Here is a 14079-nt window from a genome sequence, read left to right on the forward strand (position 1 = left end):
TATCTGCCACATTTACTCTGTCTATTTCGGATAGTTATAGGGCTTTACTTTGTTTTGCAAGCTTACCCATAGACATAAGCCTCAAATGTGATTTGTGTACCTCAGACCAAAGTTTTGCTGCCGACTTCCTTCAGATTCCACCTCACAATGGACACCCTTGTCTTAAGCTATACGGTTGGCACTATCAGCTCCCGTTACGGACTTTCACCGATTAGTGCACGCCCATGCTGGGCGCACAAAAAATAGGAACTACAAAACTAATTGTAGTTCCTGTTATCTTTATTTTTTAATTAACTTCACACAAGTCTCTGCATGTGGAGTGTTAGGGAACATATCCTTAACTCTTGTCTTAACAATCTCATATCCTGATTCAGTTAATACCTTAAGGTCATTTACTAATGTCTTTGGATTACATGAAACATAAATTATTTCCTTAGCCTTAAACTTAATTACATAATCTAAAGCCTTTGGATGAACTCCACTTCTTGGAGGATCTAAAATAATTATTTCTGGCTTATCCTTAACTGTTTTTATGATTTCTGCTACGTCTCCAGCTAAGAATTCACAGTTATCAAGATTGTTAAGTTTAGCATTTTCCTTTGCAGCTTCAACAGCTTCTTCTATAAGTTCAATACCAACAACCTTCTTTGCCTTAGGTGCAACTATCTGTCCTATAGTTCCTGTTCCACAATAAAGGTCAAATACTACCTTGTTATCAGAATTCCCCATATATTCTCTAACTATACTATAAAGCCCTTCAGCTCCTTTAGTATTTGTTTGGAAGAAAGAGAATGGTGATATCTTAAACTTTAGCCCTAGTAATTCTTCTTGTATATGATCTATTCCATATAAAACATTTAACTTATCACATATTACTGCATCTGAGAATGAATCATTTTCAGTGTGTAATACTGAAACAAGCTTTCCATCATATTCTTGTTTCTTTAGAAGCTCCACATACTCAGTTAAATCAAAGTCTATTTGAGTTGTAGTTACTAAGTTAACCATTAACTCCCCTGTATTCTTAGCTTTTCTAATTACAAGGTGTCTTAAATATCCTTCTCTCTTCATTACTCTGTAATAAGGTAAATCTTGAGTTCTAAAATACTCTACTGTAGTAGATAAAATTTTTCTAAAGTCTTCATCTACTATTTGACACTTATCAACATTTATAATTCCGAAAGACTTATTCTTCATGTGCATTCCTAAAGTTAACTCTCCGCCTTTTTCTTCGTCACCGAAAGTAAACTCCATTTTATTTCTGTACTCCCATTGATTAAGGCTTCCTGTTACACCTTCATATTCACCTGTAGATATTCCAGTCTCTTCAAAAAGTCCCTTAACTTCATCTGATAAAAGTTCTAATTGCTTTTCATAAGTTAATGTTTGAGAAGAACATCCTCCACAAATTCCAAAGTGAGGACATCTTGCTTCAATTTCATAATCTGCTCTTTCAACAACTTCAAGCTGTTTTAATTCAGCATAATTATCTCTCTTTTTCTTAACTCTTCCTCTTATAGTTTGACCTGGAAAAGAGTTTTTTACATATATTTTTCTATCTTCAGCATGGCCCACACCAACTGATGGAAATTCAGTCTTTTCAATTTTAACTAGTATTTCGCTTCCTTTTCTCATTCTAACACTCCTACGTGAATTTTCTTTTGTAAATGTCTAATTAGTCATCTAACTTTAATAATCTTTTTCCTAATGTAGTTGCATATTTTCCACCTTCTAATAATGGGAAATATAATACATTAATTACAGCATAAATAATTAGTAAAAATGCTGCTGCATCTACTATTTTAAATCCTATTACCTTCATAATTCCTTCAGCCGCTAATAATAATAGTACTGAAATAGCAAATATTATAATTTCATCTAATACATTGGCAAATAATCTCTTTAACATAATCTTCTCCTCCTATTATTTATATGAACTTTTATTGTTCAGCACTTTTAAAATAATATCTTTCAGTTTCAAGAGAATAAACTATGTACTCCTTAGTAACAGTAATCTTTTCTGTTAAGCCTTCAACATTATCTGTATAAATTCCTTCGCCACTATCACTCTTTAAAAATTCAAGAACTTGATCATTAATCTTGCTATAATCTCTATTACTTATACCTGTAAGTATTTCAGAGTATTTTGCAATAGATGTTGAGCCAAGATCTACACTATTTTCTTCTATGGCTTTTTCACCATCAAAGTTTAATAAAATTTTCATTTTAATTTGACCTGAAGATAATTCTTCTGTGTAAAGAGTTCTTGAAAAGTACATACTTTGAAGTCTGTTCTTTTCCGCCTTTTCATTTTCTACACTTACAGTCTTCTCATTATTTTCTCTAACCACTTCATCTTCTGTATATTTTAAACCATATTCCTTAGTTTGTTTCTCAACTTTACTTATAAGTTCATCACTTGTCTGTGTGAAATCTTTTAAGGTAAAATCCCTTGCCCATTTTCCTGTTGATTCAGTTTCATCTTCTACTACTTCTTGTGAACCTTTTGTACTATCTTCTTTACTACTAAAACTACATCCAGCTAATGATACTGAAATCATAGCTGCCATAAGCATAGCAATTACCTTTTTTGACATATACTCCTCCTCATCTACATATTATCATGTAGCCTTATCCTAACACTGCTTAATTATATCATTATTATGTCAAATTTTAAACACCTTGAATTTTTATACTGTAATTTTATCTTTTAACTTTTCATAGTAATTTTCACCAATTCCTTTTACATTCTTAATGTCTTCAATGCTCTTAAATTCTCCGTTTTCCTCCCTATATCTTATTATATCTTTAGCCCTAGCTGGACCTATTCCAGGAAGAGAATCTAATTCTTTTTCATCAGCAGTGTTAATATTTACTAAGCTAGAGCTTAAATTACCTTTTTCTTTTCCTAAAATGTCCACCTTACTTATTTCATTTTTTGCACTATCTTTATCTGGTATTATCACTAATTGGTGATTTTTTAGTTTTTCTGCTCTATTTACACTGCTTGTATCTGCATTTTCTGTAAGACCTCCAGCTGCACTTATAAGATCTTCAACTATACTATTTTCAGAAAGCCAATAAACATTAGGATTTTTTATACAGCCTTTTATCTCAACTACTATTTCACTTTCACTTGAAGAAGCTTCTATTTCTTTTACATCCTCCTCATAAATATCTTCACTTTCATTTTTAATAAGCTCATCTCTTCCGCCTCTAATGTATGAAGCTATTAAAAAAATCAATATGAATACTGTAAAAACAAGTATTCCTATAAATTTATATTTCTTCCTCATATTTACCTCCCTGTAACATATACTTATATTATGAACATTTTCCTATTAATTAACCTTATTTGCGTAATTTTCATTTAATTAGTAGAAAAACCTTATACAATTTGATAAAATATAATCTTGAGAGTTTATTTTATAAGGAGTAAAAATGAAAAAGACAGGAAATAATAAAAAATATTTTATCTTTATCCTTAGTGTACTTTCATTGATTTTTTTCTTTGTCCCAACGTATGCTAAGGCAACCTCAGCACCTGCAACATTAAATTCAAATGGTGCTGTATTAATGGATGCAACGACTGGACAAGTTCTCTATTCAAAAAATGGTGATCAGCAGTTTTTTCCTGCTTCCACAACCAAAGTCCTTACTGCACTAGTAGTTTTAGAAAATTCAAAACTTGATGATCTAGTAACTATTGGAGTAAATCCACCTCATGCTGATGGAACTTCTGCAGGGATTAGAACTGGAGAACAATATACTGTTGATGAATTGTTACACGGATTACTTATGCATTCTGGAAATGATTGTGCTGAAGCTTTAGCTGAACATGTATCTGGCTCTACTGAAAGCTTTGCAAAACTTATGAATAGCAAGGCTAAAGAACTAGGAGCAACAGGAAGTAACTTTGAAAATCCTAGTGGTTTACCAGATGATAAACATGTTACCACAGCTCATGACTTAGCTTTATTTATGAAAGAAGCTATTAAAAATTCAGATTTTATAAGAATTACCAGAACCTTAACTTTTGATTTTAGACCTAGTAATCTCGATGGTAATGTGATTCACTTAGTAAATGGTAATCACATAATTGACCCAAATTACCCACAATATTATTATAAGTATGCTGTTTCTGCCAAAAAAGGCTATACTACTGTAGCTCATTTTACTAATGTTACTTCAGCAGAAAAAGACGGTCATACCCTTATAGTATCTCTCTTGAACGGTCCCGGAATGCAACAAGCATATGATGATTCTAAAAACTTATTTGAATATGGATTTAATAACTTTACTCTTCAAAAAATAGTATCTGAAGGAGATGAAGTAGGTTTTTTTACTTTAAGTGATGAAACTAAAGTTCCTTTACTAGCTTCTAAAGATGTTTATTATTGCGTAAATAATTCTGATAAGAATAGTTTAAAAACAGATTTTAAATTCAACACTCCTGAAAAGGTTAATGCAAAATCTATAATTTCAAGAGGTCAATCTCTCACAAAATGTACTGTAAAAATCAACAATAATGATTACGAAAAAATTGAGTTAGTTAGCGGAATAAATCACAATAATAATACTGGATTGAACTCTCAAAATATTGTTAGCAATAACAAAAATGAATTAATAATAGCTGGCTCTATACTTGCTATTGCTTTTGTTATAAGAATCATTAATGTGAAAAGACGTAGAAGAAGAAGAATGAGAAAAGAGAAATTAAATAGAATTATTAAAAAGAACAATAAAAATAGCATGTACTAATACATGCTATTTTTATTATATCTATTTTTTACTTAATTTTTTCAATAAGCTCCTTAATATCTTCTGGAAGACTAGCTCTTAACTCTAATTTTTCTCTAGTTCTTGGAGAAGAAAAATTAAGGCCATATGCATGTAATGCTTGACGTTCTATAAGTTCTTTTTCTTCATCTCCAAAGCCATATAAAGTATCTCCATATATAGGATGACCTATATGATTCATATGAACTCTTATTTGGTGAGTTCTTCCTGTTTCTAAAAGACACTCTACTAAATCTCCACCCTTAAAACGTTCAATAACCTTATAGTGAGTTACGCTTCTTTGACCTCTTTCATCAACAACTCTTTTAACGCTGTTTTCTACATCTGGTTTATATATTGGTGCTACTATAGTACCTTCTTCTTTATCTAAATGACCATGTACTACAGCAAGATATCTTTTTTCTAAGTGATTTTCCTGCATCTCTTTTGATAAAATCATATGCGAAAATTGACTTTTGGCTATTATAATAAGTCCTGATGTATCTCTATCTAATCTACTAACAAGTCTAACTATACAATCTTGATTAGTTTCTTTAAAGTAATTCATAAGACCATTTGCTAAAGTGCCAGTAGGATGTCTAAATGTAGGATGAACAACAATATTAGGTTGTTTGTTTACTACAAGTATATCTTCATCTTCATATACAACATCTATTGGTATATCTTCAGGAGCAATATCTTGACTTTCCTTTTTGGCAAGTTTTACCAAAACATCGTCTCCCTCATGAATTTCATATCTCATTCTAACTGGATCACCATTAACTAAAATTCTGCCATCAACAGCAGCACCTCTTATCATTCTTGTTGATAACCCAAGTTCTTCTTTCAAAAAATCTCTTATTTTTGAACCTTCATATCTCTCGTCAACTTTTTTCTCTAAAGTACTCATTCTATTCTCCTAATTTTTTATAATCTTTACCTATTATTATAACTGCATCGTACGATGAATATTTTGAATCATCACTCAAACTTTCAAATTTATCTATACCAGACATATTATTTTTCAATGCTTTTTTAATGTCCTTATTATTTGTTTGTACTATTGTTTTGTCTGAAATATCTGTATTTCCAGTATCTACGTTATTTAAACCAAATACCTGGAGCTGAGTTTTTACTCTTCCTGCAAGACCATTAATTTTAGTTCCATTTAACACCATAATGCTATAATCTTTAATATCCTCAGAATCACTTAAAGATGTAACCTGCCCTGTACTTAAAGAATCTAAAAGCTGCTTATTCTTACTTTTTTCAAATACAAAATAAGACTGACCTTTAATAGTATTTGGAGTTCCCTCTAATGTTTTCATTTCAATACCTTTAGAAGTTAAAAACTTAGTACCATAATTAATCATCTCCATAGATGTTAAATTAGTATCCATATTTTCAGCTATAGAATTTAAAATCTTAGGGACTTTAAAAATAATTGTTGGTGTTTTACACTTACTTGCAACCTTTTCTATAAATTTATGTTGATTTTCTATTCTTCCAAGGTCTCCAGTTGCAAGTCCAGTTCCATCATTATTTTTTCTCCATCTGAAAAACTCTTCAGCCTTTTGCCCATTTAGATGGACGGTTGTTCCTCCCTTAAAATTAATATGAAGGTTTTGACCATCGTCATCATATATCATATCTTGAGCAATCTCCATATCTACTCCACCTATGGCATCAATAAAATCTCTAAAAGCTTTATAATCTATCTTTACAATATAATTAATCTGTATTCCTAAAAGATTATCTACAACACTCTTAACTTTTGTATCTCCACCTTTTATATAAGCAGCATTAATTTTATAATTAGATCCTGCCTCAGTAATAAGCGTATCTCTTGGAATTGAAATTACCTGAATTGCTTTAGTACTTTTATTATAATTAATAAGCATCATAGTATCTGTTCTTTTAATACTTTTATCTGCTGTATTATCTGTACTTCCTATATCCATTCCTAGTAAAAGAAAATTCACTGAATCTCCCCTTGGCTTTGATGAAGCTATTGTTTCACTGTTATCAATTTTACCGAAAAAACGCACCATGGAAACTAGACCCATTAAAAATATAACTGCAATTATAATTCCTATTACTGATGCTATTTTTTTTGGTTTAAATCTTCTTAAGTTAATATTAGTAAAATTTATCTTGTTTCTTGTATGTTTAGGTTTTTCATTAATATCCTGAATTTTTATATTTCTCTGACGTTCTATATCTTCAAGACTTGTAGGAGCTCTTCTTCTCCTCTTACGTCTAACTCCATCAGGTTCTCTACGGTTATCAGGCATACAATCCCCCCTAAAAGAAAATTTATTTATGATTAATTAGATAATTCCTTGCTTTTATACTATTTAAATCAATAAGGCTTCCTTTAGATAATAAAAAGCTTATCGAATGTGTTAATCCTAATAATACCCCAGCATCTAAATTTTTAAGTGTTTCTTTTCGAATTTCTTCTACGCCATCAAATTTTCTTGAAGGCTCTATCATATCTGCTATATATATAATCTTATCCAGCTTAGACATATCTTCTTTTCCTGTAGTATGCCATCTAATAGCACTTAATATTTCTTCATCATCTATCTCTAACTTTTCCTTTGCTAAAATAGGTGCTAAAATGCTATGCCAAAGCTCTTTAGTATTTTTCTCATCTTCGGTTAATTCTATATTATTTTTTTCTATTATTTTCTCTAATTCTTCTGCAGGAATATTTTTTGCAATATCATGACATAATGCTGCTATCTCTGCTTTTTCTTCATCTACACCATTTATTTCTGCTAATTTTTTTGCTACTGAAACTACTCCTAAAGTGTGAATAAATCTAGTTTCTTTAAGATTTGCTTTTATATAATCATAGATATCTTGTTTACTTTTCATGCTACTCCTCCATATATAAACCGTTATCTTTTATCAATTCAAATACTTCTTTAGTAACTAGTCTTCTTATATCTTTTCCTGTCTTTACTTTTTCTCTTATTTCTGTTGAGGAAATATCTAGTCCTTCTGACTCAAAAATAATAATTTCCCCATTATATTTATTTTCTATATATTCTTTTTGCTTGTATAATTTTTCATTATCATATCCAGGTCTAGTTAAAACTACTAATGTACATAGTTCAAAAATTCTTTTTACATTCCCCCATTTTTCTAAATCTAAAAGGCAATCTGCACCTGTTATAAAATACAATTTTTCTTCTTCTTTATGAAAATGTTCTAATGTTTCAAAAGTATAACTTAAACCTTGTTTTTTTATTTCATAATCTGAAACTTCAAATCCTTTAAAACCTTCTATAGCCTTTTTAACCATATTAAACCTAAGGGAAGCCTTAGTAACCTTCTTATCTAGTTTAAGTGGTTGGCTTCCCGCTGGTATAAATATTACTTTATCTAAGTCTAATTTTTCTTTAGCTTCTTTAGCTATATTAGTATGGGCTAAATGTATAGGATCAAAAGTTCCTCCAATTATCCCTATTCTCTTCATATTATTTACTTGCTCTTGGAAGTTCTATCTTAGGATTTTTCTTTGATTTTTTATATAATACAAGCTTGCTTCCTATTGATTGAATTCCTTCACATCCTATTTCTTCACATATCATATCTGAAACTTCTCTAGCTTCAAGAAGACTATTATCAAGAACCTTTATTTTTATTAATTCTCTTTTTTCAAGTGCTTCTTCAACTTGTTTAAGGAAAGTATCTTCCACTCCATTTTTCCCTACTTGGAAAATAGGGTCCATATTATGTGCTAATTTTCTTAAATATGCTCTTTGTTTACCTGTAAGCATTTTTTGTCCTCCTATAATATATACTCAAATTCAAAGTCATTAAGTCTTACCATATCTCCATCCTTAATGCCCATTCCTCTTAATTCATCTAAAACTCCCTTGTTTCTTAAAACTTTATGGAAGTATCTTAAAGAATCTGCATCATAAAGGTCAACAGCTTCTAATAATCTGTCTACGAAGCTTCCTTCAACAACATATGTATTGTTTTCTTCCCCTTCTTCAACATGAATTTCATAAGTAAATCTCTTTTCTTCTGGTATATATCTTTCTTCTTCTGAAATTTCAAGTTCAGTTATTGGAATTTCCTTAAGCATTCTAGCTGCTTCTTTTATAACTTCATCAACACCATCTCTTGTTGCTGCAGACATTTTAAATACCTTATCATAACCAAGTTCTTTAACTTTTCTTTCAAAGTCTATAAATACTTGTTCATCAAATAACATATCGCATTTATTTGCAACTACAATTTGTGGTCTATCCCATAACTTAACTGAGTATTTCTTAAGTTCTTCATTTATCTTTAGGAAATCTTCGAAAGGTTCTCTTCCTTCAATTCCTGAAATATCAACTACATGTATTAAAAGTCTTGTTCTTTCAATATGTCTTAAGAATTCAAGACCTAAACCAACACCTTCTGCAGCTCCTTCAATAATACCTGGAATATCAGCCATTACGAAAGGTTCAATACCATCTGCTCCTACAACCCCTAAATTTGGTTTTAAAGTTGTAAAGTGATAGTTAGCTATCTTTGGTTTTGCTTTTGTTGTCATTGAAAGGAATGTAGACTTTCCTACGTTAGGGAATCCTAAAAGTCCAACATCTGCTAACAACTTAAGTTCTAGTTTTATTTCCATTTCTTCACCTGGCATACCTGGTTCAGCAAAATGTGGTGCCTGTCTTGTAGGTGTACAGAACTTAACGTTACCCTTTCCACCTTTTCCTCCTCTTAAAAGAACGAATTCATCATCCTTATGAGAAAGGTCAGCTACAATTTTATCTGAGTTTGCTTCTCTAATAATAGTTCCCATTGGTACTCTTATATAAAGATCTTCTCCATCTCTTCCGTAACATTTTGAAGCTCCTCCGTTTTCACCATTTGGAGCTACGAATTTTCTCTTATATTTAAAATCTAAAAGAGTTGTCATACCAGTGTCAACTTTAAAAATAACGCTTCCACCTTTTCCACCATCGCCTCCATCTGGGCCTCCTAATGGAACATATTTTTCTCTTCTAAAAGAAATGGCGCCGTCGCCACCCTTACCCGATTTTACAAATATCTTGGCCTTATCTATAAACATTAAATCACCTGTCCTCTAAGCAAAATCTTATTTTGTATTTATCTTTTGTTCATTATTAATAACCTAATTTAATATATTTTCTGTTTACATGTCAATCTTTTTTTAACACATAAATAAAAAAAATTTATACTCCATTATAATTATTGCTCATTTTTTCTATTTTTATTATAACAGATATAAAATTTTCTTATACTTAATATATTCTTATTTTTTTATTAATCTTTAAAAAAAGCACCCTGAATCAGGGTGCTTCTTCATAAAGAAAAATTATTCAGCTATTTTTGCTTCTACGTCTATAGGGTAAACGCTAACTTTCTTCTTGTTTTTACCCATTCTTTCGAACTTAACAACTCCGTCTACTTTAGAGAATAAAGTGTCATCTCCACCCTTTCCAACGTTGTTTCCTGGGTGAACCTTAGTTCCTCTTTGTCTATAAAGTATGTTTCCAGCTAAAACGAATTCTCCGTCTGCTGCCTTAGCACCAAGTCTTTTAGCTTCTGAATCTCTACCGTTGCTAGTACTACCTTGCCCTTTCTTATGAGCGAATAGTTGAAGGTTCATTATCATCATAGTTTACACCTCCTCTAATTTTAAACTAATATATTTTTCACGTTTATCTTTTCCAAACGATTGATCTAAGCTTAAGATTACTGAATCTAAGCTTAACTTAAAGGTCTTTAATAAAACCTGTGCCTCACAAATCTCTTCAGGAGTAAATCCTTCAAGATCTACTGCAAGGTAACCATCCATCATTTCATAGTTGCAATTAAGTTTTAAAACTTCATCTAAACCTATGATTACACTTTGTGAAAGCACTGACACCGTATTACATACCATATCATATGCATCACCAGCCATAATAGCGTCTCTGTCTCTTAGAGCATGATCGCTTATTTTGAAAGATAGTATGTTTTCTTTATCTGATCTAATTTTAATTTCTATCATAAGAATTAAGCTTCGATCTTTTCTACAACTAATTTAGTATAAGGTTGTCTGTGACCATTCTTTCTTCTGTAGTCTTTCTTTCTCTTATACTTGAATACTGTTACTTTCTTAGCTTTACCTTGAGCTAATACTTTAGCAACAACTTTAGCTCCTTCTACTACTGGAGTTCCAACTTTTAAAGTTTCACCACCAACAGCAAGAACTTCAGTTAATTCAACTGTTGATTCAACTTCAGCGTCTAGTTTTTCAACGAAAAGAACGTCTCCTTCTTGAACTCTGTATTGTTTTCCACCTGTCTTTACTACTGCGTACATTATAAAAACACCTCCTCATAACGGTCTCGCCACTATAGGTACAAGGTTTGAACCCTGTTTTAAAAAAACCTGTGCGTGTGCGGTTTACTAGATTAGTTTAGCATAAAGAAAAAGTAAAGTAAAGTGAAATTTATATTATTATTTTTTTATCTTTTATGGAATAATTATGCATTTAATGATACAATCTATATATATCAAAGAACATTGAGGAGTTGTGAGTTTATGAAGAGAAATAGGCAATTTGAAGAAGATGAATTTGAAGCCGAAGATGGTCATAAAAGTCGTGGTTTTGTTATTTTTCTATCCATACTATGCTTAATTATTATTGGTGGAGGTAGTTTTGCTGGTTTTTATTTCTATAAAACTAATGTAAGCGATACTAAACCAATAGAAAAAGAATATGTTAATGCCGGAGAGATAACAGTAAATCTTTCAGATGACAGCGGAAAAAGATACGTTAAATCAAGCGTATATGTAGGTTTTGATAAAGGTGATAAAAAAGCCAAAAAACAACTTACAAAAGAGAAACAGCTTTCAGTAGTTCAAGATGCTTTAAGCTTTTGTTTAAAAAATAAGACATCTGATTTCTTCAAAGGTGATTATGAAGAAAGTTTAAAAGCAGAACTTATTGACGCCGTAAACAAAAAAGTTCAGGACTTTAAAATTACGGATATAAAGCTAATTAACTTAGTTATACAATAAGTAAAAAAACTGTACCTGAATATTTTTTAATTATTCAGGTACAGTTTTTTTACTTAAAACTAAAGTTTAAATACATAATATAGTAGCTATTTTTTATTGTCTGATATAAGAGATAGCAATATGCTTGTTAGCATAATTATCATTATAATAAGAACGGAAGTAACTACTGAAATCTCTATCTTAAAAAATACAGCAACTAATTTCCATCCTGTAAACATTAAAATACATGCAACACCATACTTCATATACTTAAACATATCATTTAACTTTTCTAATATATAATACATACTCCTAAGACCTAATATAGCAAAAATATTTGAAGTATAAACAATAAAGGTATCAGTTGTTATTGAAAATATTGCTGGTATAGAATCTACAGCAAATAATACATCTGAAAATTCAATTACCACTAAAACTGCAAAAAGAGGAGTTGCATAAATAGTTTTATTTTCTCTTACAAAAAATTTATTTCCATGAATTTTATTTGTAATAGGCATTACCTTTGATAGTAATTTAAAAGCAAAATTATCATGAAATTCTACCTCTTCTTTAATTCCAAATATCATCTTAAGTCCGCTATATAAAAGCACTATGCCAAAAAGTGATAATATAAAATGAAATCTACTTATAATACTTGATCCTAAAATTATGAATATAAGCCTTAAAACCATAGCTCCTAAGACTCCAAAAAGCAAGACTCTTTCCTGATATTCTTCTCTTATTCCAAAGCTGCTAAATACCATTAAAAATAAAAACAAATTGTCTAAACTTAAGGACATCTCTACTATGTAGCCTCCAAAATATTCTACAGCTGCAGTCTCTCCTCTACTATAAAATATGTAAATATTAAATAGTAAAGATGCAAATACCCAAAATAATAATTTGAGAAAACACCTTCTTGTATTCACTTATTTTAACCCCCATTAAATTAATTAACATAGCATATTTATATTAATTTTTTTAACAGAATATAATTGTGTATAAATTTTTATACTGACATAATATTGTCACAAAGCCTATATATAATGAAATCATAAAGTTGTTAATGTAATAAAGCGTTCCCCCTATAATAATATGTTTAAAGAGAATTACTTAAAAATTCAAACCAATAAAGTACTTCTCTTTTTTATTTTCTATATAATTGACATAATACTATCACAAACCTTATATATAATTTAGCCATAATAATTTGTTAAAGATATTATATTGTTTCTCCCATAAAAAAATACCTCCAAAGTAGAGTTTGGTTATTTACCATGTCTACTTTAGAGGTATCATATCATTACTCAAATACATCTTCTCTATTTTTGTATTCAATATTATTTAAAGTAAATAACCCTGCTTGGCTTTCCATCTTTTCTTTAAATAATTTATTAAATAATGATATAACTCGTCCTACTCCAATGGCTAACACAATGGTCCCAGCCCCAATTCCAACAGGGGTATTAAGAAATATAACTCCTAAAGCTGCCGATACACATACACATATTACATCAAAAATATTTTTAGTAAGTCCCATAGAATACCCTACTTTATCTGCTATAGCACTCACCACAGCATCACCTGGGTTAGCTACAAGTTTCATATTTACTGTCATGGCAGAACCAATACCTATAAATGCAGTTGCTAGCATAAGAAGTGCAATCCTTTTTCCTAAACTTATATTTTCAAATTTCAATATATAATCATATATATTTATAAACCTTGTAAATACAATACTCAAAGGAATTTGTAGAAGATCTATTAAATTTCTATCTTTACCTTTAATAACAAATTGAGCAGCAACCATTATAATATATATAGCAAGTGTAGCATTACCAAAGCTAAAATCTCCAATTTTAGAAAACACATATGGAAGTGATGAAATAGCTGATACTCCTAAAAGAGTTTTTGTGTTCAAAGTAATTCCTAGTGATAAAATAATCAATCCCAAAACGTAGTAAATCCATCTAAAAATCCAGTTGTCACTCATTTTTTTATTCATACATTTCTTTTTCCTTTACTGCAATATTATTTTCATTTATAATCACAGTAATATTTTAACAGTTTTTACTTTTTGTTTCAACAAAGATAGTTAATATTATGTTTCTCATTAAAAGGTGAATATATAGTAGAACAAAATGGCTGACGCCACGCTTTTCAGCGCAGGAAGCTGAGCTTTGTTTTGCCATGCAAAAGGTTCTAAAAGTAAAATAACTTCATATTAAAATACAATTTAATTATTTTGCTTTTAGGTTCTTTTGCGGCCTA

The 14079-nt window shown here is 30.2% G+C and carries 17 protein-coding genes; 2 read left to right on the plus strand and 15 right to left on the minus strand.

Annotated features, from left to right (window positions below; all coding sequences use genetic code 11):
• Positions 1–279 precede the first annotated feature (279 nt).
• The 4 genes from rlmD to BM384_RS10455 all read right to left on the minus strand — a co-directional run bounded on the left by rlmD (position 280) and on the right by BM384_RS10455 (position 3296).
• Positions 280–1635 carry a 23S rRNA (uracil(1939)-C(5))-methyltransferase RlmD gene (gene rlmD, locus BM384_RS10440; protein WP_090013465.1) on the minus strand — a complete coding sequence of 452 codons (1356 nt, stop codon included), beginning with the start codon at positions 1633–1635 and terminating at the stop codon, positions 280–282.
• Between the two features lie 40 nt (positions 1636–1675).
• Complete coding sequence (locus BM384_RS10445; RefSeq protein WP_090013466.1) at positions 1676–1909, minus strand: RDD family protein; 234 nt, start codon at positions 1907–1909, stop codon at positions 1676–1678.
• Positions 1910–1940: 31 nt separating this feature from the next.
• Positions 1941–2597, minus strand: coding sequence for a hypothetical protein (locus tag BM384_RS10450; RefSeq protein ID WP_090013467.1), 657 nt, complete (start codon positions 2595–2597; stop codon positions 1941–1943).
• A 93-nt stretch (positions 2598–2690) separates the two neighbouring features.
• Positions 2691–3296 carry a helix-hairpin-helix domain-containing protein gene (locus BM384_RS10455; protein WP_090013469.1) on the minus strand — a complete coding sequence of 202 codons (606 nt, stop codon included), beginning with the start codon at positions 3294–3296 and terminating at the stop codon, positions 2691–2693.
• A gap of 145 nt (positions 3297–3441) precedes the next feature.
• Here BM384_RS10455 and BM384_RS10460 point away from each other — a divergent pair, with 145 nt between their 5' ends.
• Positions 3442–4761 (plus strand): D-alanyl-D-alanine carboxypeptidase family protein, encoded by a 1320-nt coding sequence (locus tag BM384_RS10460; protein ID WP_090013470.1) that lies wholly within the window; start codon positions 3442–3444, stop codon positions 4759–4761.
• A 28-nt stretch (positions 4762–4789) separates the two neighbouring features.
• On the opposite strand, the gene BM384_RS10465 is transcribed toward BM384_RS10460, so the two are convergent.
• From BM384_RS10465 to rplU, 9 genes are all read right to left on the minus strand, one after another.
• Complete coding sequence (locus tag BM384_RS10465; protein ID WP_090013472.1) at positions 4790–5689, minus strand: RluA family pseudouridine synthase; 900 nt, start codon at positions 5687–5689, stop codon at positions 4790–4792.
• Position 5690: 1 nt separating this feature from the next.
• On the minus strand, positions 5691–7073 hold the full coding sequence (locus tag BM384_RS10470) for an LCP family protein (RefSeq protein ID WP_090013473.1): 1383 nt from the start codon (positions 7071–7073) through the stop codon (positions 5691–5693).
• Between the two features lie 22 nt (positions 7074–7095).
• Complete coding sequence (gene yqeK / locus BM384_RS10475) at positions 7096–7662, minus strand: bis(5'-nucleosyl)-tetraphosphatase (symmetrical) YqeK (protein WP_090013474.1); 567 nt, start codon at positions 7660–7662, stop codon at positions 7096–7098.
• A gap of 1 nt (position 7663) precedes the next feature.
• Complete coding sequence (gene nadD / locus BM384_RS10480; protein ID WP_090013476.1) at positions 7664–8266, minus strand: nicotinate-nucleotide adenylyltransferase; 603 nt, start codon at positions 8264–8266, stop codon at positions 7664–7666.
• 1 nt (position 8267) lies between these two features.
• A complete protein-coding gene (gene yhbY / locus BM384_RS10485) occupies positions 8268–8570 on the minus strand; it encodes a ribosome assembly RNA-binding protein YhbY (RefSeq protein WP_090013477.1) in 303 nt (100 codons plus the stop codon).
• An 11-nt stretch (positions 8571–8581) separates the two neighbouring features.
• Positions 8582–9868, minus strand: coding sequence for a GTPase ObgE (obgE, locus tag BM384_RS10490; protein ID WP_090013478.1), 1287 nt, complete (start codon positions 9866–9868; stop codon positions 8582–8584).
• A 267-nt stretch (positions 9869–10135) separates the two neighbouring features.
• The gene (gene rpmA, locus BM384_RS10495; RefSeq protein WP_090013480.1) at positions 10136–10438 is read right to left on the minus strand and encodes a 50S ribosomal protein L27; all 303 of its coding nucleotides are present in this window, start codon (positions 10436–10438) and stop codon (positions 10136–10138) included.
• Positions 10439–10441: 3 nt separating this feature from the next.
• Positions 10442–10813, minus strand: a complete 372-nt coding sequence (locus BM384_RS10500; protein WP_090013481.1) for a ribosomal-processing cysteine protease Prp — start codon at positions 10811–10813, stop codon at positions 10442–10444.
• Positions 10814–10818: 5 nt separating this feature from the next.
• Positions 10819–11127 carry a 50S ribosomal protein L21 gene (gene rplU, locus BM384_RS10505; protein ID WP_090013482.1) on the minus strand — a complete coding sequence of 103 codons (309 nt, stop codon included), beginning with the start codon at positions 11125–11127 and terminating at the stop codon, positions 10819–10821.
• A gap of 222 nt (positions 11128–11349) precedes the next feature.
• Between rplU and BM384_RS10510 the strand changes: the two genes are divergently transcribed.
• Positions 11350–11829, plus strand: a complete 480-nt coding sequence (locus tag BM384_RS10510; protein ID WP_090013484.1) for a flagellar basal body-associated FliL family protein — start codon at positions 11350–11352, stop codon at positions 11827–11829.
• A gap of 86 nt (positions 11830–11915) precedes the next feature.
• Here BM384_RS10510 and BM384_RS10515 read toward each other — a convergent pair whose 3' ends face one another.
• Positions 11916–12737: a TerC/Alx family metal homeostasis membrane protein gene (locus BM384_RS10515; RefSeq protein WP_090013485.1), complete on the minus strand. Its 822-nt coding sequence runs from the start codon at positions 12735–12737 to the stop codon at positions 11916–11918.
• Between the two features lie 374 nt (positions 12738–13111).
• Complete coding sequence (locus tag BM384_RS10520; protein WP_242946012.1) at positions 13112–13813, minus strand: YczE/YyaS/YitT family protein; 702 nt, start codon at positions 13811–13813, stop codon at positions 13112–13114.
• Positions 13814–14079 lie beyond the last annotated feature (266 nt).

The organism is Clostridium sp. DSM 8431 (genome assembly GCF_900116755.1).
Lineage (GTDB): Bacteria > Bacillota > Clostridia > Clostridiales > Clostridiaceae > Clostridium.

Coding starts and splice junctions, on each gene's coding strand:
- rlmD (WP_090013465.1), bottom strand. CDS start 1,635: ATGAGAAAAGGAAGCGAAATACTAGTTAAAATTGAAAAGACTGAATTT.
- BM384_RS10445 (WP_090013466.1), bottom strand. CDS start 1,909: ATGTTAAAGAGATTATTTGCCAATGTATTAGATGAAATTATAATATTT.
- BM384_RS10450 (WP_090013467.1), bottom strand. CDS start 2,597: ATGTCAAAAAAGGTAATTGCTATGCTTATGGCAGCTATGATTTCAGTA.
- BM384_RS10455 (WP_090013469.1), bottom strand. CDS start 3,296: ATGAGGAAGAAATATAAATTTATAGGAATACTTGTTTTTACAGTATTC.
- BM384_RS10460 (WP_090013470.1), top strand. CDS start 3,442: ATGAAAAAGACAGGAAATAATAAAAAATATTTTATCTTTATCCTTAGT.
- BM384_RS10465 (WP_090013472.1), bottom strand. CDS start 5,689: ATGAGTACTTTAGAGAAAAAAGTTGACGAGAGATATGAAGGTTCAAAA.
- BM384_RS10470 (WP_090013473.1), bottom strand. CDS start 7,073: ATGCCTGATAACCGTAGAGAACCTGATGGAGTTAGACGTAAGAGGAGA.
- yqeK (WP_090013474.1), bottom strand. CDS start 7,662: ATGAAAAGTAAACAAGATATCTATGATTATATAAAAGCAAATCTTAAA.
- nadD (WP_090013476.1), bottom strand. CDS start 8,266: ATGAAGAGAATAGGGATAATTGGAGGAACTTTTGATCCTATACATTTA.
- yhbY (WP_090013477.1), bottom strand. CDS start 8,570: ATGCTTACAGGTAAACAAAGAGCATATTTAAGAAAATTAGCACATAAT.
- obgE (WP_090013478.1), bottom strand. CDS start 9,868: ATGTTTATAGATAAGGCCAAGATATTTGTAAAATCGGGTAAGGGTGGC.
- rpmA (WP_090013480.1), bottom strand. CDS start 10,438: ATGATGATAATGAACCTTCAACTATTCGCTCATAAGAAAGGGCAAGGT.
- BM384_RS10500 (WP_090013481.1), bottom strand. CDS start 10,813: ATGATAGAAATTAAAATTAGATCAGATAAAGAAAACATACTATCTTTC.
- rplU (WP_090013482.1), bottom strand. CDS start 11,127: ATGTACGCAGTAGTAAAGACAGGTGGAAAACAATACAGAGTTCAAGAA.
- BM384_RS10510 (WP_090013484.1), top strand. CDS start 11,350: ATGAAGAGAAATAGGCAATTTGAAGAAGATGAATTTGAAGCCGAAGAT.
- BM384_RS10520 (WP_242946012.1), bottom strand. CDS start 13,813: ATGAATAAAAAAATGAGTGACAACTGGATTTTTAGATGGATTTACTAC.